General features: G+C 66.4%; 19 protein-coding genes. 10 read left to right on the forward strand and 9 right to left on the reverse strand.

Annotation, left to right across the window (positions count from 1 at the left end; genetic code table 11):
* The 6 genes from JO059_RS08770 to JO059_RS08795 form a co-directional block, all read left to right on the forward strand.
* Positions 1-2,912, forward strand: a 2,912-nt coding sequence (locus tag JO059_RS08770) for a lipid II flippase MurJ (protein WP_293315757.1), incomplete at its 5' end; no start/stop codon positions are given.
* A gap of 63 nt (positions 2,913-2,975) precedes the next feature.
* Positions 2,976-3,563, forward strand: a complete 588-nt coding sequence (sigM, locus tag JO059_RS08775) for an RNA polymerase sigma factor SigM (RefSeq protein ID WP_293315759.1) — start codon at positions 2,976-2,978, stop codon at positions 3,561-3,563.
* Positions 3,564-3,635: 72 nt separating this feature from the next.
* Positions 3,636-4,406 (forward strand): hypothetical protein, encoded by a 771-nt coding sequence (locus tag JO059_RS08780; RefSeq protein WP_293315761.1) that lies wholly within the window; start codon positions 3,636-3,638, stop codon positions 4,404-4,406.
* A 189-nt stretch (positions 4,407-4,595) separates the two neighbouring features.
* A complete protein-coding gene (trxB, locus tag JO059_RS08785) occupies positions 4,596-5,627 on the forward strand; it encodes a thioredoxin-disulfide reductase (protein ID WP_293315763.1) in 1,032 nt (343 codons plus the stop codon).
* Positions 5,624-5,977, forward strand: a complete 354-nt coding sequence (trxA, locus tag JO059_RS08790) for a thioredoxin (RefSeq protein ID WP_293315765.1) — start codon at positions 5,624-5,626, stop codon at positions 5,975-5,977. The genes trxB and trxA overlap by 4 nt, the downstream gene beginning before the upstream one ends.
* A gap of 123 nt (positions 5,978-6,100) precedes the next feature.
* Positions 6,101-7,321, forward strand: a complete 1,221-nt coding sequence (locus tag JO059_RS08795; protein WP_293315767.1) for an N-acetylmuramoyl-L-alanine amidase — start codon at positions 6,101-6,103, stop codon at positions 7,319-7,321.
* Here JO059_RS08795 and JO059_RS08800 read toward each other — a convergent pair.
* The 9 genes from JO059_RS08800 to rpmH all read right to left on the reverse strand — a co-directional run bounded on the left by JO059_RS08800 (position 7,276) and on the right by rpmH (position 13,924).
* Entirely contained in the window at positions 7,276-8,082 is an 807-nt protein-coding gene (locus JO059_RS08800) for an acetyltransferase (protein WP_293315769.1), read from the reverse strand. The genes JO059_RS08795 and JO059_RS08800 overlap by 46 nt on opposite strands.
* A 274-nt stretch (positions 8,083-8,356) precedes the next feature.
* Positions 8,357-9,346, reverse strand: a complete 990-nt coding sequence (locus JO059_RS08805; protein ID WP_293315771.1) for a ParB/RepB/Spo0J family partition protein — start codon at positions 9,344-9,346, stop codon at positions 8,357-8,359.
* Between the two features lie 19 nt (positions 9,347-9,365).
* Positions 9,366-10,244 (reverse strand): ParA family protein, encoded by an 879-nt coding sequence (locus JO059_RS08810; RefSeq protein ID WP_293315802.1) that lies wholly within the window; start codon positions 10,242-10,244, stop codon positions 9,366-9,368.
* Positions 10,245-10,375: 131 nt separating this feature from the next.
* On the reverse strand, positions 10,376-11,050 hold the full coding sequence (gene rsmG, locus JO059_RS08815; RefSeq protein ID WP_293315804.1) for a 16S rRNA (guanine(527)-N(7))-methyltransferase RsmG: 675 nt from the start codon (positions 11,048-11,050) through the stop codon (positions 10,376-10,378).
* Positions 11,051-11,236: 186 nt separating this feature from the next.
* Entirely contained in the window at positions 11,237-11,821 is a 585-nt protein-coding gene (locus JO059_RS08820; protein WP_293315773.1) for a R3H domain-containing nucleic acid-binding protein, read from the reverse strand.
* An 85-nt stretch (positions 11,822-11,906) separates the two neighbouring features.
* The gene (gene yidC / locus JO059_RS08825; protein ID WP_293315775.1) at positions 11,907-13,055 is read right to left on the reverse strand and encodes a membrane protein insertase YidC; all 1,149 of its coding nucleotides are present in this window, start codon (positions 13,053-13,055) and stop codon (positions 11,907-11,909) included.
* Positions 13,039-13,404, reverse strand: coding sequence for a membrane protein insertion efficiency factor YidD (yidD, locus tag JO059_RS08830; RefSeq protein WP_293315777.1), 366 nt, complete (start codon positions 13,402-13,404; stop codon positions 13,039-13,041). Before yidD ends, yidC begins: the two co-directional genes overlap by 17 nt.
* Positions 13,401-13,757, reverse strand: a complete 357-nt coding sequence (rnpA, locus tag JO059_RS08835; RefSeq protein WP_293315779.1) for a ribonuclease P protein component — start codon at positions 13,755-13,757, stop codon at positions 13,401-13,403. The genes yidD and rnpA overlap by 4 nt, the downstream gene beginning before the upstream one ends.
* A gap of 23 nt (positions 13,758-13,780) precedes the next feature.
* On the reverse strand, positions 13,781-13,924 hold the full coding sequence (rpmH, locus tag JO059_RS08840) for a 50S ribosomal protein L34 (RefSeq protein WP_076060026.1): 144 nt from the start codon (positions 13,922-13,924) through the stop codon (positions 13,781-13,783).
* Between the two features lie 608 nt (positions 13,925-14,532).
* Here rpmH and dnaA point away from each other — a divergent pair.
* The 4 genes from dnaA (at position 14,533) to JO059_RS08860 (ending at position 19,448) form a co-directional block, all read left to right on the forward strand.
* On the forward strand, positions 14,533-16,068 hold the full coding sequence (gene dnaA / locus JO059_RS08845) for a chromosomal replication initiator protein DnaA (RefSeq protein WP_293315784.1): 1,536 nt from the start codon (positions 14,533-14,535) through the stop codon (positions 16,066-16,068).
* A 477-nt stretch (positions 16,069-16,545) separates the two neighbouring features.
* On the forward strand, positions 16,546-17,745 hold the full coding sequence (dnaN, locus tag JO059_RS08850) for a DNA polymerase III subunit beta (protein ID WP_293315786.1): 1,200 nt from the start codon (positions 16,546-16,548) through the stop codon (positions 17,743-17,745).
* On the forward strand, positions 17,746-18,897 hold the full coding sequence (recF, locus tag JO059_RS08855; RefSeq protein WP_293315788.1) for a DNA replication/repair protein RecF: 1,152 nt from the start codon (positions 17,746-17,748) through the stop codon (positions 18,895-18,897). It begins immediately after the preceding gene.
* Positions 18,894-19,448, forward strand: coding sequence for a DUF721 family protein (locus JO059_RS08860; protein ID WP_293315790.1), 555 nt, complete (start codon positions 18,894-18,896; stop codon positions 19,446-19,448). The genes recF and JO059_RS08860 overlap by 4 nt, the downstream gene beginning before the upstream one ends.
* Positions 19,449-19,603: the final 155 nt, after the last annotated feature.

Genomic DNA, 19,603 nt, shown 5'->3' on the forward strand with positions numbered 1-19,603 from the left:
CGGTGGATCCGGTGCAGATGGGCAACCCCAAACTGCTGGTGCTGGGAATCGGCACCACGCTGGGGGTATTCGCGCAGAGCGCTGTGCTGCTGGTTGCCATCCGCCGGCAACGCATCAGCCTTCGCCCGCTGTGGGGCATCGACGATCGGCTCAAACGATTCGGCGCCATGGCCGCGGCGATGGTGTTCTACGTGCTGATCAGCCAGCTCGGCCTGGTGGTAGGCAACCAGATCGCCAGCACGGCCGCGGCATCCGGGCCCGCAATCTACAACTACACCTGGCTGGTCCTCATGCTGCCGTTCGGCATGATCGGGGTGACCGTGCTCACGGTGGTGATGCCGAGGCTGAGCCGCAACGCCGCCGCCGACGACACCCGGGCCGTGCTCGCCGACCTGTCGCTGGCGACTCGGCTGACGTTGATCACGCTGATCCCCATCGTGGCGTTCATGACCGTGGCCGGCCCGGCGATCGGCAGCGCCCTGTTCGCTTACGGGCATTTCGGCGGGGTCGACGCGGGGTACCTGGGCGCCGCGATCGCATTGTCGGCGTTCACGTTGATCCCCTACGGGCTGGTACTGCTGCAACTTCGGGTGTTCTACGCACGGGAGCAGCCCTGGACGCCGATCGTGATCATCGTCGTCATCACGTCGGTCAAGGTCGTCGGCTCGGTGCTGGCGCCCCACGTCACCAGTGACCCCAAGCTGGTGGCCGGTTTCCTCGGCCTGGCCAACGGCCTCGGGTTTCTGGCGGGCGCGATTGTCGGCTATCACATGTTGCGCCGCACGCTCTTGCCCACGGGCGGACAGCTACTCGCTGTCGGCGAGGCGCGGACAATCCTGGTGACGCTCGCCGCGTCAATGCTGGCCGGTTTGGTCGCCTACGTCGCCGACCGGTCGCTGGACCTCGGCAACCTGACCAGGACGTACGGCGGTGCGGGCTCGTTGCTCCGCCTGCTCGTGCTGGCGATCATCATGCTGCCAATCGCGGTCGTGGTCATGGTTCGCGCACAGGTTCCCGAGGCGCGGGCGGCGACGAACGCCGTCTGGCGGCGAATTTCGCGCCGGCCGACTGCCCAGGACCTTTCGTCTCAGCGCGACGCCGTCACGTACCCTGAGCAGAGGAATTCTTCCCCGCCGGGGGTAAATGTGGTCCAGGAGCCGATCCGGCGCAGGCCTTCGGAGCGGGTAGCCAGCGACCGGATAGCGAAAGGACCGGAGGTGACCGACCGCCCACTGGAGAGCGCCGCATCAGGCGCCGGGCCGCCACGACCGGTTGCCGACGACTTCCAGCCCGACATTCCGCCACTTCGCGAGCGCGCGGTGTCGGCACCGCAGCCGTCCGATGGGACAAACAGTGATTTCCCCGGCGAATCCGCGCGCGGGCCGCTCCCCTTCGACGCTCCCCGCGAACCCGGGCGGGAGTCACCCCCGCCCGAGGATGTGCAGTTGGTTCCCGGCGCTCGTATCTCCGCCGGCCGGTATCGGCTGCTGGTCTTTCACGGCGGGGCGCCGCCGCTGCAGTTCTGGCAGGCACTGGACACCGCGCTAGACCGGCAGGTGGCCCTGACCTTCGTCGATCCCGACGGCACCCTGCCCGACGATGTGGTTCAAGACATTCTGTCCCGCACCCTGCGGCTCAGCCGGATCGACAAGCCCGGGATCGCCCGCGTGCTCGACGTGGTGCACACCGGTTCCGGTGGGTTGGTGGTCGCCGAGTGGATCCGCGGCGGTTCATTACAGGAGGTCGCGGAAACCGCACCCTCGCCCATCGGCGCCGTCCGGGCGATGCAGTCACTGGCCGCGGCCGCTGACGCCGCCCACCGCGCGGGTGTGGCCCTGTCAATCGACGACCCCGGCCGCGTGCGCGTCAGCATCGACGGCGATGTCGTTCTCGCCTACCCCGCGACCATGCCCACGGCCAATCCGCAGGACGACATCCGCGGGATCGGCGCGGCGCTGTACGCCCTGCTGCTGAACCGCTGGCCGCTACCCGAGCAGGGGCCGCGCAGCGGCCTCGCACCGGCCGACCGGGATCCCGGCGGCATGCCCGTCGAGCCCGTTGCCGTCGACCGCGACATACCGTTCCAGATTTCGGCCGTCGCCATTCGCGCTGTTCAGGAAAATGGCGGAATACGCAGTGCCTCAACGCTTTTGAATCTTCTCCAACAAGCTACGGCGGTGGCCGACCGCACCGAGATACTCGGTCCGGTCGACGATTCACCGGCCCCGCCGACCTCCCGGGTGTCGCCCGCTCCCGAGCACGCGACCTTCGCGCGCCGTCACCGCAACACGCTGATCGTCGTCGGTGCGACCCTCGCAGTGCTCGTTCCCCTGCTGGTGCTGGCGCTCCTGGTGAGCAGGATCTTCGGGAACGTCGGCGGTGGCCTCAACAAGGACGAACTCGGGCTGAACGGTCCCTCGTCGTCGACCTCGTCATCGACCGCGAACTCGGCTCCCGCGGGAAGCTTCGTCAAGCCGACCAAGGCAACGGTGTTCTCCCCCGACGGCGACCCCGACAACTCGGGGCAGGCCGGGCTGGCGATCGATGGCGACCCCAGCACCTCGTGGTCAACCGAGGTGTATTCCGACGCCGTCCCGTTCCCGGCTTTCAAGGAGGGCGAGGGGTTGATGTTGCAGCTGCCCAAACCGACCGTGGTGGGGCAGGTGAACATCGACATCGCCGGCAGCGGAACCAAGGTGGAGATTCGCTCGTCGTCCACACCGACTCCTTCGCAATTGAAAGACACCGCGGTGCTGGCGCCCGCCACGACTCTCAAGCCCGGTCACAACAGCATTCCCGTCAAAGCCGGTGCGCCGACGTCGAACCTGCTGGTGTGGATCTCCACGCTGGGAACCACCGACGGCAAGAGCCAGGCGAGTATCTCCGAGATCACCGTGCAGGCCGCGCCCTGACAGTGCTCACAGGCCCCACGCTGGTGAAGTGCCGCGCCACCGCCGATTGGTTACTGTCCGGCGGTGGGTTTCGGGAGACACGCCCAGCGCGAACGCACTGACGCCGAATTGCTGGCAGCCCACGTCGCCGGCGACCGCTACGCCTTCGACCAGTTGTTCCGCCGTCATCAACGCCAGCTGCATCGGCTTGCCCGGCTGACCACTCGTACGCCCGAGGATGCCGAAGACGCTCTGCAGGATGCGATGCTGTCGGCGCACCGCGGCGCCGGCTCATTTCGGCATGATGCCGCCGTCGGCAGCTGGCTGCATCGCATCGTGGTCAACGCGTGCCTGGACCGCCTGCGGCGCACCAAGGCGCAGTCAACGACAACGCTGGAGGACGTCTACCCGGTCGCCGACCGCACGGCGCAGGTCGAAACGGCCATCGTCGTGCAACGAGCCCTGATGCGGCTTCCCGTCGAGCAGCGGGCGGCGGTGGTGGCGGTGGATATGCAGGGCTACTCGGTGGCCGACACCGCCGCCTTGTTGGGCGTCGCCGAGGGCACGGTCAAGAGCCGATGTTCGCGCGCCCGGGTCCGCCTCGCCGAACTGCTCGGTTATCTCGACACCGGCACCCGCGCAATGCCCGACCGTCCCACCGGGCGGCGCTGACGCGGCCCCCCGACAAGCCCGGCGCGGGGCCGTGCGTGGCCATCGACGTGCTCATGACGGACACTGGGGCGGATGGGTGCAGCCGATAGCCATTCAGCGGATGCCGGAGATTCCCACGAAGCGGACGCCGGCGCGCCGCTGACGGTTGAGCTCCTCGCCGACCTGCAGGCCGGCCTGCTGGACGACGATCTTGCGGCGCGCGTGCGCCAACAGGTCCGCGCGGACCCGAGCACACGGGAAGTGCTGCTCGCTTTGCACCAGGTGCGCTGCGAGCTCGCGGCGGCTGCCGACCCGGCGTCGGCGCCGGAGGTCCCGACACAGGTCACCGCCCGAATTTCGGATGCGCTGCGGGCGTCCGGCGGCCGACCGGCAGGCCCCGATGCCGCGCACTTGGCGCGGCCGCAGGCCCGGCCCGCCAAGGTGGCCGCGGCGGTGGTCGGCCTCGGAGCGGCGATCGGGGCGATCGCGGTCGGCACCGCCGCACTGACCACCACGTCCGAGCGCGCACCCAGCGCCCCGGCCACTGCCCAACACATCACGCGGTCCACTCCCCCGATGACGATTCCGCTGTCGCAAGCGGAAATCCTCGGCCTCCTCAACCAGCGTCCCGACTTCGGTCCCCTCGCCGACCAAGCGCACCGCGCGTCCTGCCTGAATGGCCTCGGCTACCCGGCTTCGACCCAGGTTCTGGGGGCGCGGCCGATCGAGATCAACGCCCGCCCCGGGGTTCTGCTGGTGCTGCCCGCCGACACTCCCGGCAGGCTCGCGGCCTTCGCGGTCGCGACCAACTGCAACGCCGCCGACACCGGGATGTTGGCCGACACCGAAGTCCCCCGCCCCTAGCGGCGATCACAAGCGCGGCGTAGCCGGGCGCAGTGGGTCGCCGCCCATCGACCCAGCGGCGATCACAAGCGCGGCATAGCCGGGCGCAGTGGGTCGCCGCCGGCCCACCTAGTGTGGCGTTCAACACCGGGGAACAGTCGCGCCTACGCTGGCGTTCGTAGACTTAGCTTCCACATCCGAAAGGCCCGAATGACCGCCACCAATTCTGTCCGTGATGGTCAGGAGACCGTCCGCAACGTGATCATCATCGGTTCCGGCCCCGCCGGTTATACGGCAGCCCTGTACACGGCCCGCGCCCAGCTGGCGCCGTTGGTTTTCGAGGGCACCTCGTTCGGCGGCGCGTTGATGACCACCACCGAAGTGGAGAACTACCCGGGCTTCCGTGAAGGCATCATGGGCCCCGCGTTGATGGACGAGATGCGCGAGCAGGCGCTGCGTTTCGGTGCCGACCTTCGGATGGAAGACGTCGAGTCGGTGTCGCTCGAGGGTCCGATCAAGTCGGTCGTCACCGCCGACGGGGAGACATACCGGGCCCGGGCCGTGATCTTGGCCATGGGCGCCGCGGCACGGTACCTGCAGGTTCCCGGCGAGCAGGAGTTGTTGGGTCGCGGCGTGAGCTCATGCGCCACGTGTGACGGGTTCTTCTTCCGCGACCAGGACATCACCGTGATCGGCGGCGGTGATTCCGCGATGGAGGAAGCCCTTTTCCTGACCCGTTTCGCCAACAATGTGACCCTCGTGCACCGCCGCGACGAGTTCCGTGCGTCGAAAATCATGCTGAACCGCGCCCGTGACAACGAGAAGATCAAGTTCGTCACCAACCACACCCCGGTTGCGGTGGACGGCGACACGACGGTGACCGGATTGCGGTTGCGCCACAACGTAACCGGTGAAGAAACCACCCTGGCGGTGACCGGCGTTTTCGTCGCGATCGGCCATGAGCCGCGATCGGCGCTGGTGCGAGACGTCGTAGACCTCGACCCCGATGGCTACGTACTCACCAAGGGACGCACCACGAGCACGTCGCTGGACGGCGTCTTCGCGGCCGGCGACCTGGTGGACCGCACCTACCGGCAAGCGGTCACCGCCGCGGGCAGTGGCTGCGCCGCGGCCATCGATGCGGAACGCTGGCTCGCCGAGCAGGAATCGGTAGCGTCGACCGACGGGGCAACAGCTGGAAACGCCAAGGACACAGACACATTGATTGGAGCACGACGATGACCGATCCCGAAAAGGCCGGAGCGACAATAGAAGTCTCCGATGCATCCTTCTCCACGGACGTGTTGTCCAGCAACAAGCCTGTGCTGGTTGACTTTTGGGCGACGTGGTGCGGTCCGTGCAAGATGGTCGCGCCGGTTCTCGAGGAAATCGCAAGCGAGCGGGCCGGTCAGCTCACCGTCGCCAAACTGGACGTTGACGCCAACCCAGAAACGGCGCGGGACTTTCAGGTTGTTTCGATCCCCACGCTGATTCTGTTCAGGGATGGCCAACCGGTGAAGCGGATCGTCGGCGCCAAGGGTAAGGCCGCGCTGCTGCGTGAGCTATCCGACGCCGTTCCCGACCTCACTTAGCCCTATCCGCTTCGCCACGCCGCGCCCGGCGCTTAGCCTGGGGTTTTCCGGAAATTGAGCGGCGTCTGCGACAATAACTGCTAGCGGTTGCCTTGTTCAGCCTTATCCCGGAGGGCCCTTGGTATGTCGAGTCCGCGCCGTGAAGACGGCGACGCGCTGCGCTGTGGCGACCATGGCGCTGCTGTGGCCGAGATCAGGGCGACGCTGACGGCACTGGGCCTCCTGGACGATCACGACGAAGTCCTGACCACCGGTGAGCACATGGCCCCCGACGTCTTCGACGCGGAGCTCGATCAAGCGGTCCGCGCTTTCCAGCAGCACCGCGGGCTGTTGGTGGACGGCATTGTCGGTGAGGCGACCTACCGCGCACTGAAGGAGGCCTCGTACCGCCTCGGCGCGCGCACGCTTTACCACCAATTCGGCGCCCCACTGTACGGCGACGACGTCGCCACGTTGCAGGCGCGGCTGCAGGACCTCGGTTTCTATACCGGCTTGGTCGACGGCTATTTCGGTTTGCAGACCCACAACGCCCTGATGTCGTATCAGCGCGAATACGGACTGGCCGCCGACGGTATCTGCGGCCCAGAAACCTTGCGGTCCTTGTATTTTCTCAGTTCACGGGTGACCGGCGGCTCGCCGCATGCCATCCGTGAGGAAGAGCTGGTACGCCGGTCGGGCCCCAAGCTATCGGGCAAGCGCATCATCATCGACCCGGGCCGCGGGGGTGCGGACCACGGCTTGATCGTGCAGGGGCCCGATGGCCCCATCGGCGAAGCGGATGTGTTGTGGGACTTGGCAAGTCGGCTCGAGGGTCGGATGACCGCCATCGGCATGGAGACCTTCCTGTCGCGGCCGACCAACCGCAGCCCATCGGACGCCGAGCGCGCCGCGACGGCCAACAACGTCGGTGCCGACCTGATGATCAGCCTGCGCTGCGAATACCAGAGCAGCTCTTCGGCCAATGGGGTCGCCTCCTTTCACTTCGGAAACTCGCACGGTTCGGTCTCGACCATCGGGCGCAACCTCGCCGACTTCATTCAGCGAGAGGTGGTGGCCCGCACCGGTTTACGCGATTGCCGCACCCACGGCCGGACGTGGGACCTGCTACGCCTGACGCGGATGCCCACCGTTCAGGTCGACGTCGGCTACATCACCAATCCCCGCGATCGCGCAATGCTGGTCTCAACGCAGACGCGCGATGCCATCGCCGAAGGCATCCTCGCCGCGGTCAAGCGGCTCTATCTGCTGGGCAAGAACGACAGGCCCACCGGCACATTCACCTTTGCCGAACTGCTGGCTCACGAGTTGTCGGTGGAACGCACGAGCAGACTCGGCGGGACCTGACGACCGTCCGTGAACCGTGTTGAACTGCAGCTGCTTGCGGCCGTAGAGCCCGCGCCGACCGGTTCCTGCAGCTGAGCGCTGGCCAGCAGGCGCTCCAGCGCCGCCTCAACTTCCGCTTTCCAACCGAGGCCCTTGTCCAGTTCCAGCCGCAACCGGGGAAAGTACGTATGTGGCGCCACCACAACGAAACCCACGTCCTTCAGGAATTCGGCATCGATGACGCAGTGCTCGACCGAGCAATCACCGAGCGACTCCAACACTGGCCGGACATCGGGGGCCGCCGTCCCCGGATCCTGTAGCTCGGAGGCCGCCGGCGTACGGCCGAACGCTTCCAGCGCCCGAACGCCGCGCCGGACCATCTCGTCGATCACGCGGGCGATGAGTCCGTGGGGCAGATCCTCACTCGCTTGCCCCGGCTCGATTCCCATCGACGTCAGCAGCACCGCGTCGGCGGACACCGGCGCGGTGGGGAAACGCTGCGCCCGCGGCACCGCGCGCGGTGGCGCGTACAGGACGTACCCCAGGCACGGCGGCTCGGTGTGGCCGCGGTCGTCGTCCGGCACCGCCGTCGCGACCTGGCCGCACGAACCCCACTCCAGCATGACCATCGACAGCCATGCCTCTTTTTCGAATTCCGGGTCGGCGAGGTGGTCCTGGTTGCCAAGGGTCGCGGGGTCGACCTCCCAGAACACGCAACGGCGCGCATGCTTGGGAAGCTGCTCGAATGCCTCGAGCCGCAGCGGCGTGATTCGCGGGGACACTAGCCTCCTGGCTTCCGGGCGGTACTGCGGGCCGTCAACGTGGGGCCACCAGCAACCCCTCCAGAATAGGAGAGTCGGCCGTCTTCGGACCAGTATTTGTCCCGCTGCCCGGGCCGGCGCCCCAAAGGGTTCCGGGCACCTGGGCGCCGCCCGGCCGTATAGCGAAATAGCTTGGGACACATACACGTCCGGCAAAGCGGGGTCATTGCGACGGAAGGTCGCCCTGAGGCAGCCCCGGCAATGTCACAGTGACGTAATTAGGTGGTATCGGGCGTCATGCCTTGTCGGGGGTCATCATGTCGACGATCCGCTGGAGGTCGTCGACCGATCCGAACTCCACCACGATTCGCCCCTTACGTTTGCCGAGGCTGACGGTCACACGCGTGTCGAAGGTGTTCGACAGCCGCTCGGCCACGTCCTGAAGGCCGGGCATTTGGATCGGCTTGCGGCGCTGCGGCGCGGGGCCGGTGGCTTCCCCGCGGTTGGCCAGGGTGACGGCCTCCTCGGTCGCCCGCACCGACAGGCCCTCCGCCACGATCCGGCCGGCCAGTTCCTCCTGCGCCTCGGGGCCGGCTTCCAGCGACAGCAGGGCTCGGGCATGGCCGGCCGACAGCACTCCAGCCGCCACCCGCCGCTGCACCGCGATGGGTAACTTCAGCAACCGGATCATGTTGGTGATGAGCGGCCGCGAACGTCCGATGCGCGCCGCCAGTTCGTCGTGAGTGACGCCGAACTCGTCCAGTAGCTGTTGGTAGGCAGCCGCCTCCTCCAGCGGATTGAGCTGGACCCGGTGGATGTTTTCCAGCAACGCGTCGCGCAAGAGGTTGTCATCGCCGGTCTCCCGGACGATGGCCGGGATCGTGGCCAAGCCCGCTTCCTGGGCCGCGCGCCACCGCCGCTCCCCCATCACGATCTGATAACGCGCGCCGCTCGGCGATCCGCTGACTGCCCGGACCACGATCGGCTGCAGGAGGCCAAACTCGCGGATCGAGTGCACCAGTTCGGACAGCGCTTCCTCGTCGAACACCTGCCGCGGCTGGCGCGGATTTCGTTCGATGTCGCTCGGCCGGATCTCGCGATACACCGCACCCACCGCGCCCGTCGTCGCATCCGGCGACTGCCCACCGATCAGGACGTCGGCGGCCGCGTCCCCCATCCGTGGGCCCAGGGTTGCCGGCCCGCTGTCGCTATCCGCGGGACCGGTGGGAATCAGCGAAGCCAGGCCGCGGCCGAGGCCGCCCTTCTTGCGTAACGGCTGCGTCATGGTCGTCCCTTCGCGGTGTTCAATTGCGCTCGGCGAGCTCGCGGCTCGCGTCCAGATAGCTCATCGCCCCGCGCGAACCGGGGTCGTAATCGATGATGGTCATGCTGTAGCCGGGCGCCTCGGAAACCTTGACGCTGCGCGGAATGACCGTTCGCAACACCTTGGTGCCGAAGTAGCGGCGAACCTCCTCGGCCACCTGGTCGGCCAGCTTCGTCCGGCCGTCGTACATCGTGAGGATCACGGTGGTCACCTCGAGCTGAGGATTCAGATGCGCCTTCACCATCTCGATGTTGCGCATCAGCTGCGACACCCCCTCGAGCGCGTAGTACTCGCACTGGATCGGAATCATCACCTCCGGCGCGGCGACGAGCGCGTTGATGGTCAGCAGCCCCAGCGACGGTGGGCAGTCGACAAAAACATAGTCGAAGTCCACGCGGTCCAGCCCGGCCAAGGCCGTCCGTAGGCGGTTCTCTCGAGCGACCATGCTCACCAACTCGATCTCGGCGCCGGCGAGGTCAATCGTGGCCGGCACGCAAAACAACCGCGGGCTGTGCGGACTGGGCCGGATCGCTTCCTCCAGCGAGATTTCGCCAATGAGCACCTCGTACGACGACGGTGTCCCCGCTTGCCGATCCTGGATGCCGAGCGCCGTGCTCGCGTTGCCCTGGGGGTCGAGATCAATGACGAGCGTCTTGAGTCCCTGCACGGCGAGGGCGGCGGCGAGGTTGACCGCGGTGGTCGTCTTCCCGACGCCGCCCTTCTGGTTCGCGATGGTGAAGAGCCGGCGTTGGCGGGGCCGGCGCAACGCCGGGTAGGTGGTGTGCAGCACGCGCATGGCGCGCTCCGCGGCAGCGCCGATCGGCGTGTCCGATTCGTCGGATGTTTCACGTGAAACCATGTCCGCCACCGCGGGCACATCGTGGCGGGGCGGCGGCGGCGCATCCGGCTCGATGGGCAGCGGTGCGGCTGGCGCGGGCATCATGCCCGTCGGCCGCGGGGAACCACTCTCGAACCCGCGTGGTGGAGAACTCACCGCGCCCTCCCCTCCGTCGTCCCCGGGGTCGCCGTCCGGGGGCCCGCCGCGCGCGACGGCCTTCGCTGCGGGCGATTTCCGCGCCGCGCCAACACCACGGTTGCGGGCGGACTCAAGTAGTTCGCGCCACATGTCACCACCCTGACATCAACGGCACCCGACGCCGCCATTACACGCCGGTGCGCTTCCACTTCCTCGGGAGCGCGGCTTCCCTTGATCGCGACCATTCGCCCGCCCATCCGTAGTAATGGCATACTCCACTTGGTCAAGTTGTCCAGGCCGGCAACCGCGCGCGACACCGCGACATCTCTATCGCCGAATTGCTCGCGTACCCAAGCTTCCTCCGCACGGCCGCGCACCACCTCGACCGCCAACCCTAGTTCGGCCACCGCATCGATGAGAAACGCGCTTCGCCTCAGCATCGGTTCGAGTAGCACGATGTCGAGGTCGGGTCGCGCGATTGCCAACGGTATCCCCGGCAGACCGGCCCCGCTGCCGATGTCGATCACCCGCTCCCCCGGCTCAATCACTTCCGCCACGACGGCGCTGTTGAGGAGATGGCGGTCCCACAGGCGATCCGCCTCCCGCGGCCCGATCAGCCCGCGTTCTACGCCGGCGCCTGCCAGCAGCTCGGCATAGCGCCGGGCTGCCTCGATGCCTGCCCCGAACAAGCGGTCCCCGGCGTCGCCCTGACAAGTGGGATCCCCCGGTGCGCGCCCGTTCGCCGGTTCGCGGTCGCTCGAATGTTTCACGTGAAACGTCTCCGCTCTTGTTTCACGTGAAACATTGTTTATCGGACCCTCGCGGTCTGGACGGTTCTCGAAGCCCTGAATTACATGCCTGTGACTTAGCGCTCGTCAGTCGAGCAGGACCACAACACGCCGCGACGGCTCGGCGCCCTCGCTCTCGCTGTGGACGCCCGGCACCGCGGCGACGGCATCGTGGACGATCTTGCGCTCGAACGGTGTCATCGGAGACAGCTCCTCGCGTTCGCCCGTGTTCAGCACCCGCCGGGCCACCCTGTCGCCCAGCGCAGCCAATTCTTCGCGCCGCCGCCGCCGCCAGCTTGCGATGTCGAGCATCAGCCGACTCCGCACACCGGTCTTCTGGTGGATTGCCAGCCGGGTCAGCTCCTGCAGAGCGTCGAGCACTTCGCCCCCGCGGCCGACCAACTTGTTCAAGTCGTCGCTACCGTCGATGCTGACCACAGCCCGGTTGCCCTCGACGTCCAGATCGATGTCGCCGTCAAAGTCCAAAAGGTCCAATAGCTCTTCGAGATAGTCGCCGGCGATCTCCCCTTCCGCGACCAATCGCTCCTCAAGGTCGCCGAGCTCCTCGGCGCCGTCACCCGACGCCGCCGCATCTTCGGGGACGTCCTCGGTCGACGGGGATGCGTCGAGTTCTGCATCAAATTCACGCTCGGTCGTGTCGGCGTCTGTCATGTCGTTCTCCCTCTCCCTCTTGCGCGGTCACTGTGCTGCTGGCGTCACTCGCCCGAGGCGGCCTCGTCGAATCCAGACACGCTCGTCAGCGCTTGCGCCTTTTCGGCCGCGCCCCCGGGCGCGGTGTGCGGTTGGCCGTTCCGTCGTTGCGTCCAGCCGCGTCCGGCTTGTCCGGTCGAGCCCGAGCCGGTTCCCCGTCGGCTCGGCCACTGTTGGCTGCGTCGTCCGAATCGGCCTTCGCCGAGCGGGCTTTCGCATCGCTGCGGCCATCGGCATCCGTCGGGGAGCCGTTGCCGTTCGCCGGTGCTGCCTTGGCACCGCGCTTGGGTTTAGCCCCCGGCCCCGGTGCATTGGCTGCCCGGCGCTGCAGCGCTTCCTGCCTTTTGGCCTCTTCCTCTTTTTCGATCATGCCGAAGACGTAATGCTGCTGTCCGAAGGTCCAGATGTTGTTTGCGAACCAGTACAAGATGATGGCGAGCGGCAGGAACGGGCCACCGACGACAACCCCGAGCGGGAAGACGTACAACGCCAGCTTGTTCATCATCGCGGTCTGCGGGTTGGCAGCAGCCTCCGGGCTCTGGCGCGCAACCGAGGCCCGGCTGTTGAAGTACGTCGCGATGCCGGCGAGGATCATCACCGGTGCGCCAACGGCGATCACCGCCGGACGGCTGAAGTGAGTGAACGCGTCCAAGCCGGCTCGTTGAGTCATGTACGCCCCGATCGGGGCTCCCCACAGATTGGCGTCCAAGAAATGGCCCACATCGGCCGGGGTGAACACGTAGTTACCCGTCATCCGATTCTGGGCCACCGACATGTGCGGTTGGCCAAAGCCTCCGGTGGTCCGGTTGAACGAACGCAGCACGTGGTAGAGCCCCAGGAACACGGGGATCTGCGCCAGCATCGGCAAGCAGCCGAGGATCGGGTTGAACCCGTGCTCGCGCTGCAGCTTCTGCATCTCAAGCGCCATCCGCTGGCGGTCCTTGCCGTATTTCTTCTGCAACGCCTTGATCTGTGGTTGCAGCTCCTGCATCTGTCGCGTGGTGCGGATCTGACGCACGAAGGGCTTGTACAACAGCGCCCGCAGGGAGAACACCAGAAACATCACCGACAGCGCCCACGCGAAGAAGTTCGTGGGGCCCAGCACGAACGCGAATAGCTTGTACCAGACCCACATGATCCACGACACCGGGTAGTAGACGATGTCCAGGCTGAAGAAATCAAACAAAGGATTCACTCTTTCGTTGCTCCGCCGCGGGGCCCCGCGCTTGGCTGGCTGGGCGACCGGGGTCATCCGACTGGGCCCGGCGCTCGCGTCGGTCCGGTATCGGATCCCATCCTCCCCGATGCCACGGTCCGCACCTGGCGAGCCTGGCCGCGGCCAACCAACTCCCCCGGATCAAGCCATACTCGGTGAGCGCATCGACCGCGTACTGGCTGCAGGTCGGAATGAAGCGACACGTCGCCGGCCGCAGCGGCGAGACCATGTGTCGATACAGCTGGATCAGGAATACCAGTGCTCGAACCAGCCTCCGGCCGGTCACCTTGCCCACTCCCCCGGCCACATTGCGCGTCGACGCCGTCATTCGTATCCCGCCGACTCCAAGGCATGTCGCAAGCCATGCCGCAGTTCTTGCTCCAGGCGCGCCGACGACGCCTCCCGAGACGTCGGCAGTGCCCGGATCACCACCCGATCGCGTCGATCCAGCTCGCTCAACAAGGTCCGGGCGACGTGCCGCAACCGGCGCGCGACGCGATGGCGTTCGACGGCCGAGCCCACCTTCTTTGAGATGATCAAACCGACCCGCGGACCCGGGGGATCAACCTCATTGGCACGTCGCACGTGAACGATCACGTCGGGCTGCGCCCGGCGCACGCCATACTTCACCGTGGCGTCAAACTCCGATGACTGCCTCATGCGGTTGCGTGCGGGTAGCACCGCCGAAAAACCTGACGCTGCGTTCAGGCAGATAAGGCGCGGCGGCCCTTACGGCGACGGTTCGACACAATCGAGCGCCCAGCACGAGTACGCATCCGCAAGCGGAATCCGTGCACGCGGGCTCGCCGCCGGTTGTTCGGCTGGAAGGTCCGCTTGCCCTTGGCCACGGCATTCTCCTCGTTGTCCCAGGCTCAACCACTCGAGCCGTCCGCCCACCCGCTCGTCGACTGCATCCGTCCGCGGTCGCTTGGAGATGGGTCTTGCTGCTGGCCGGCGCGGTCCCCGAACGTCCGGGTCGCAGCCGTATCGCCGACTTTCGGGCGACTGTTTGAGGGTACTGAGGACCATTCGCTGGGTCAAACTTGGCCTGCCGCAACGGACCCAAACGAAATAACCGCGAAAGATTGCGTCTGAGCGGCGGCGCTGCGGCACGATATCGAAAACGAACGACAGAGACGCCCCGCAGCGCCCTAAAGAAGCCGAATTGGAATGCAGCAGAACTGTTGGCAGCGACACGGAAAACTGTTAGCTTCGGGCAATGCCGTTTCAGAGTGGAACGGCGCTCGACGACGAAGCGAGGATGGCGGATCGGCCAGCTGCTCTGATAACCCGCGCGGTTGCCACCAGCCCCAAGATCGCGTGCCGTCGCCCGTAGGCTGCGGTTCGCATACGCTCATCCTGTCCACACCTGTGTATAAGTGTGTGGACAGTTCCTTCGTCACCAAGCGCGCGTGCCCTCGACCCGGGATCCGCGAGAACCAGGGGGATTACGTCGTTGACCGATGACCCCGGTTCAGGCTTCACGACCGTGTGGAACGCGGTTGTCTCTGAGCTCAACGGCGAGTTCCCCAGCGACGGCATGGCCACCAACCGCACCACGCTCGTCACTCCCCTGACACCCCAACAAAGGGCATGGCTGAACCTGGTCCAGCCACTCACCATCGTCGAGGGATTCGCTTTGCTGTCCGTTCCCAGCAGCTTTGTGCAGAACGAGATCGAACGCCACCTGCGCGCCCCGATCACCGACGCTCTCAGCCGACGGCTCGGTCAACAAATCCAGCTCGGGGTTCGCATCGCGCCAACCGCCGCAGATGCCGACGACGGCTTGGCACCGGCCGAGCCGTTCTCTCAAGTGGACACCCCGTCCCACACCGACACCGCCTTCGAGACGAGCCCGGCCGCAGACGAGGTCGACGAAAACGGTGACGGCAGTGCCGAGCAGACTTGGCCCAACTACTTCACCGAACGTCCGCACCCCACCGACCCCGCCGTCATCGGCGGCACCAGCCTCAACCGCCGCTACACGTTCGACACCTTCGTGATCGGCGCCTCCAACCGGTTCGCGCACGCCGCCGCCCTGGCGATCGCGGAAGCACCGGCCCGCGCCTACAACCCGCTGTTCATCTGGGGCGAGTCGGGCCTTGGCAAGACGCACCTGCTGCATGCGGCCGGCAACTATGCGCAGCGGCTGTTCCCCGGGATGCGGGTCAAGTACGTCTCCACCGAGGAATTCACCAACGACTTCATCAACTCGCTACGCGACGACCGCAAGGTGGCCTTCAAACGCAGCTACCGCGACGTCGACGTTCTGCTGGTCGATGACATCCAATTCATCGAAGGCAAGGAAGGCATCCAGGAAGAGTTCTTCCACACATTCAACACGCTGCATAACGCCAACAAACAGATCGTCATCTCCTCGGATCGGCCACCGAAACAGCTCGCCACTCTGGAAGATCGGCTGCGAACACGATTCGAGTGGGGCCTGATCACCGACGTGCAGCCCCCCGAACTTGAGACCCGCATCGCCATTCTGCGCAAAAAGGCCCAGATGGAACGGCTGGCGGTGCCCGATGACGTCCTCGAGTTGATCGCTAGCAGCATCGAACGCAACATCCGCGAGCTCGAAGGGGCGTTGATCCGGGTTACCGCGTTCGCCTCGTTGAACAAAACCCCGATCGACAGGGCGTTGGCGGAGATCGTGCTTCGCGATCTGATCGCCGACGCCAGCACCATGCAGATCAGCGCGGCGACCATCATGGCGGCCACCGCCGAGTACTTCGACACCACCGTCGAAGAGTTGCGCGGCCCCGGCAAGACCCGAGCGCTGGCGCAGTCGCGTCAGATCGCAATGTATCTGTGCCGCGAACTCACCGATCTGTCATTGCCCAAGATCGGCCAGGCCTTCGGCCGTGACCACACCACGGTCATGTACGCGCAGCGGAAGATTTTGTCCGAGATGGCCGAACGGCGAGAGGTCTTTGATCACGTCAAGGAACTCACCACGCGTATCCGGCAGCGATCCAAGCGCTGACGCAACGCATCTGCGCAATTTCTTTCAAAAAACTTGGTCCACCCCTGTCACAACAGTCACAGCCAGGTGCTGTGCGCAGCCCTGTGCGCAGGCGCGGAAATTACCGGTACGGCGGTGTATTTGCGTGCACAGTCGACTTCCGTCCCCAGCCATCCCACTGCGGTCCCGCGGTTGCCCACCGGTCATCCACAACCCCATCACTCCCCCTAGCTGCAGCGGGCACCGGTTATCCCCAACATGCACAGCACCTAATACTGTTACTGAAATCTATCCATCGCTTTGGGTTTGAAGTACGGGCTTGGGGACGCTGGTCGCGGGCGCCGTCCCGAGCTCTGGTTGGCCCGGCTTGTCGGCCTTCGCGATTAGCTTTGAAGTTGGCCGCAGAAGACTTACGGTTGTTCTTCGACCGCTAGCGACGGGCGGCTGGCGACGTGCTTTCAATACACGTCAAGACACGTTTGTGGGTGAGAGGACGCTATGGACGCGGCGACGACAACGGCTGGCCTCACCGACTTGAAATTCCGCCTGGTGCGAGAGTCCTTCGCCGACGCGGTGTCCTGGGTGGCGAAGAACTTGCCGACCAGGCCGGCGGTGCCGGTGCTTTCGGGAGTTCTGTTGTCCGGCTCGGATGACGGCTTGACGATCTCCGGCTTCGATTACGAGGTGTCCGCAGAGGCCCACGTGGCAGCTGAAATAGCTTCTCCTGGAACGGTTTTGGTGTCGGGAAGGTTGTTGTCGGACATCACCCGGGCGCTGCCGAACAAGCCGGTCGACTTCTACGTGGACGGCAATCGGGTCGCACTGACCTGCGGTAATGCCAGGTTCTCGTTGCCGACCATGCCGGTTGAGGACTATCCGACACTGCCCACGCTGCCGGAGGGCACCGGAACCCTGCCGGCGGATCTGTTCGCCGAGGCAATCAGCCAGGTGGCCGTCGCGGCCGGCCGCGATGACACCTTGCCCATGTTGACCGGTATTCGGGTCGAGATCTCGGGTGACACGGTGGTCCTGGCCGCCACTGACAGGTTCCGGTTGGCGGTTCGCGAGCTGACGTGGTCGGCATTGGTCCCCGATACCGAAGCCGCGGTGCTGGTACCGGCCAAGACGCTGTCGGAGGCGGCCAAGGCGGGCGCCGACGGGTCCGACGTTCGGCTGTCCTTGGGCGCAGGCAACGGGGTCGGGAAAGACGGATTGCTGGGCATCAGTGGTGGCGGAAAACGGAGCACCACTCGACTCCTCGATGCGGAGTTCCCGAAGTTCCGTCAGTTGTTGCCGGCCGAGCACACCGCCGTCGCCACCATCAACGTGGCCGAGCTGACCGAGGCCATCAAACTGGTTGCTTTGGTGGCAGACCGCGGCGCGCAGGTGCGCATGGAATTCTCCGACGGCATGCTGCGGCTGTCCGCCGGCGCCGACGACGTGGGCCGAGCTGAGGAGGACCTGCCGGTCGATTTCGTCGGCGACCCGTTGACCATCGCCTTCAACCCGACTTATCTGACCGACGGGCTGGCGGCGGTGCATTCCGAGCGGGTGTCCTTTGGCTTCACGACCCCGGGAAAGCCGGCCTTGCTGCGCCCCGCTCTCGACGAGGACCGCCCGCCCACCGGCGCGGGGCCGTTCGCCGCGCAGCCCACGGACTACGTGTACCTGTTGATGCCAGTGCGATTGCCCGGGTAGGTGTACGTCCGGCTTTTGGGACTGCGCGACTTTCGGTCCTGGGCGCACGCAGACCTCGAGTTGCAGCCCGGCCGCACGGCATTCGTCGGCCCCAATGGCTTCGGTAAGACGAATCTAATTGAGGCGCTGTGGTTTTCGACTACGTTGGGTTCTCACCGGGTGGGCACCGACATGCCCTTGATCCGGGCGGGCGCCGAGCGGGCCGTGGTGTCGACGATCGTCGTCAACGAGGGTAGGGAATGTGCGATCGACCTCGAGATCGCCAGTGGCCGGGCCAACAAGGGACGGTTGAATCGTTCTCCCGTGCGGAGCACGCGCGAGGTGGTCGGGGTGTTGCGTGCAGTCCTTTTCGCGCCCGAGGACTTGGCGTTGGTCCGCGGCGATCCGGCGGATCGGCGTCGCTACCTCGACGATCTCGCGACCGTTCGCCGGCCGGCGATTGCCGGTGTGCGCGCGGACTATGACAAGGTCCTGCGGCAGCGCACGGCGCTGTTGAAGTCTGTTTCCGGGACGCGGTACCGAGGCGATCGAACCGCCTTGGACACCCTCGATGTGTGGGACAGCCGATTGGCCCAGCACGGCGCCGATTTGATGGCCGCCCGCATCGAGTTGGTGAATGAGTTGGCGCCAGACGTGGAGAAGGCCTATCAGTTGCTCGCGCCCGGATCACGCTCGGCGTCGATCGCCTACCGAACCAGCCTGGGCGCCGACGGGCACACCGAGCTCGGCGACCACGAATTCCTGGAGGCTGCCTTGCTGGCCGCAATGTCCTTGCGACGCGAGGCTGAACTGGAACGTGGAATGTGTCTGGTGGGTCCACATCGCGACGATCTCGAGCTGCGGCTCGGGGAGCAGCCGGCCAAAGGCTTTGCCAGCCATGGGGAATCCTGGTCTTTTGCCCTGTCGCTGCGGCTGGCGGCTTACGAACTGCTGCGGGCGGACGCAGGCGAGCCCGTATTGTTGCTCGACGACGTGTTCGCCGAACTTGACGACAAGCGGCGCCGCGCCTTGGCAGCGGTGGCTGAATCGGCCGAACAGGTGTTGGTGACCGGCGCGGTGCCCGAAGACATTCCGGCGGATTGGGATGCCAGACGGGTGTATATCGACATGGTCGACGATGACTCCGGACGGGTGTCGGCGGTGCGCTCATGACGGATGCCGACGACCAGAAAGACGCGGAACAACCCGGCAGGCTCAGAGGCATCGACTTGGTCAGGCGCACCCTCGAAGAGGCTCGTGCAGCCGCCCAAGCACAGGGCAAAGACCTCGGACGCGGGCGCGCGGTTCCCCCGCCTCCGCGGCGGGTAGGCGGGCAGCGCCGAAGATGGTCCGGTCCGGGCCCGGACCGTCGTGATCCGCAGCCTTTGGGGAGCCTGGCGCAGGAGTTGGCGAAAAAGCGCGGCTGGTCCGCGCACGTCGCCGAGGGTACGGTCCTGGGCCGCTGGCCGGCGGTGGTTGGCGAACAGATCGCCGACCATGCGAGCCCGACCTCGCTCAACGACGGCGTGCTGAACGTGACGGCGGAGTCGACGGCGTGGGCGACCCAGTTGCGAATGATGCAGGCGCAACTGTTGGCCAAGATCGCCGCGGCCGTCGGCAACGGTGTGGTGACGTCGCTGAGAATCACCGGACCCGCGACGCCGTCGTGGCGCAAGGGCCCGCGGCACATCGCCGGCAGGGGCCCGCGCGATACCTACGGCTGAAGGCTTAGCGGCCCCGTCGGCCTCCCCAGTTGCGCCTTCATCAACAGGGCCTGAGGACCGCTAGGACGTAACGCGCCCCCCAAACGGACGTCGGGACGCGGCGGTAATAAAGAAATCGTGCGCACGGCGCGGTCAGATGGGTAGAAACGCGCCCG

Origin of the sequence: Mycobacterium sp., assembly GCF_019247615.1 — a bacterium.
Lineage (GTDB): Bacteria > Actinomycetota > Actinomycetes > Mycobacteriales > Mycobacteriaceae > Mycobacterium.

What these genes read in the sequence shown, in the direction of transcription:
- JO059_RS08780 (WP_293315761.1), top strand. Translation starts at nt 3,636, where the DNA reads ATGGGTGCAGCCGATAGCCATTCAGCGGATGCCGGAGATTCCCACGAA.
- trxB (WP_293315763.1), top strand. Translation starts at nt 4,596, where the DNA reads ATGACCGCCACCAATTCTGTCCGTGATGGTCAGGAGACCGTCCGCAAC.
- trxA (WP_293315765.1), top strand. Translation starts at nt 5,624, where the DNA reads ATGACCGATCCCGAAAAGGCCGGAGCGACAATAGAAGTCTCCGATGCA.
- JO059_RS08795 (WP_293315767.1), top strand. Translation starts at nt 6,101, where the DNA reads ATGTCGAGTCCGCGCCGTGAAGACGGCGACGCGCTGCGCTGTGGCGAC.
- JO059_RS08805 (WP_293315771.1), bottom strand. Translation starts at nt 9,346, where the DNA reads ATGACGCAGCCGTTACGCAAGAAGGGCGGCCTCGGCCGCGGCCTGGCT.
- JO059_RS08810 (WP_293315802.1), bottom strand. Translation starts at nt 10,244, where the DNA reads ATGGTTTCACGTGAAACATCCGACGAATCGGACACGCCGATCGGCGCT.
- JO059_RS08820 (WP_293315773.1), bottom strand. Translation starts at nt 11,821, where the DNA reads ATGACAGACGCCGACACGACCGAGCGTGAATTTGATGCAGAACTCGAC.
- yidD (WP_293315777.1), bottom strand. Translation starts at nt 13,404, where the DNA reads ATGACGGCGTCGACGCGCAATGTGGCCGGGGGAGTGGGCAAGGTGACC.
- dnaN (WP_293315786.1), top strand. Translation starts at nt 16,546, where the DNA reads ATGGACGCGGCGACGACAACGGCTGGCCTCACCGACTTGAAATTCCGC.
- JO059_RS08860 (WP_293315790.1), top strand. Translation starts at nt 18,894, where the DNA reads ATGACGGATGCCGACGACCAGAAAGACGCGGAACAACCCGGCAGGCTC.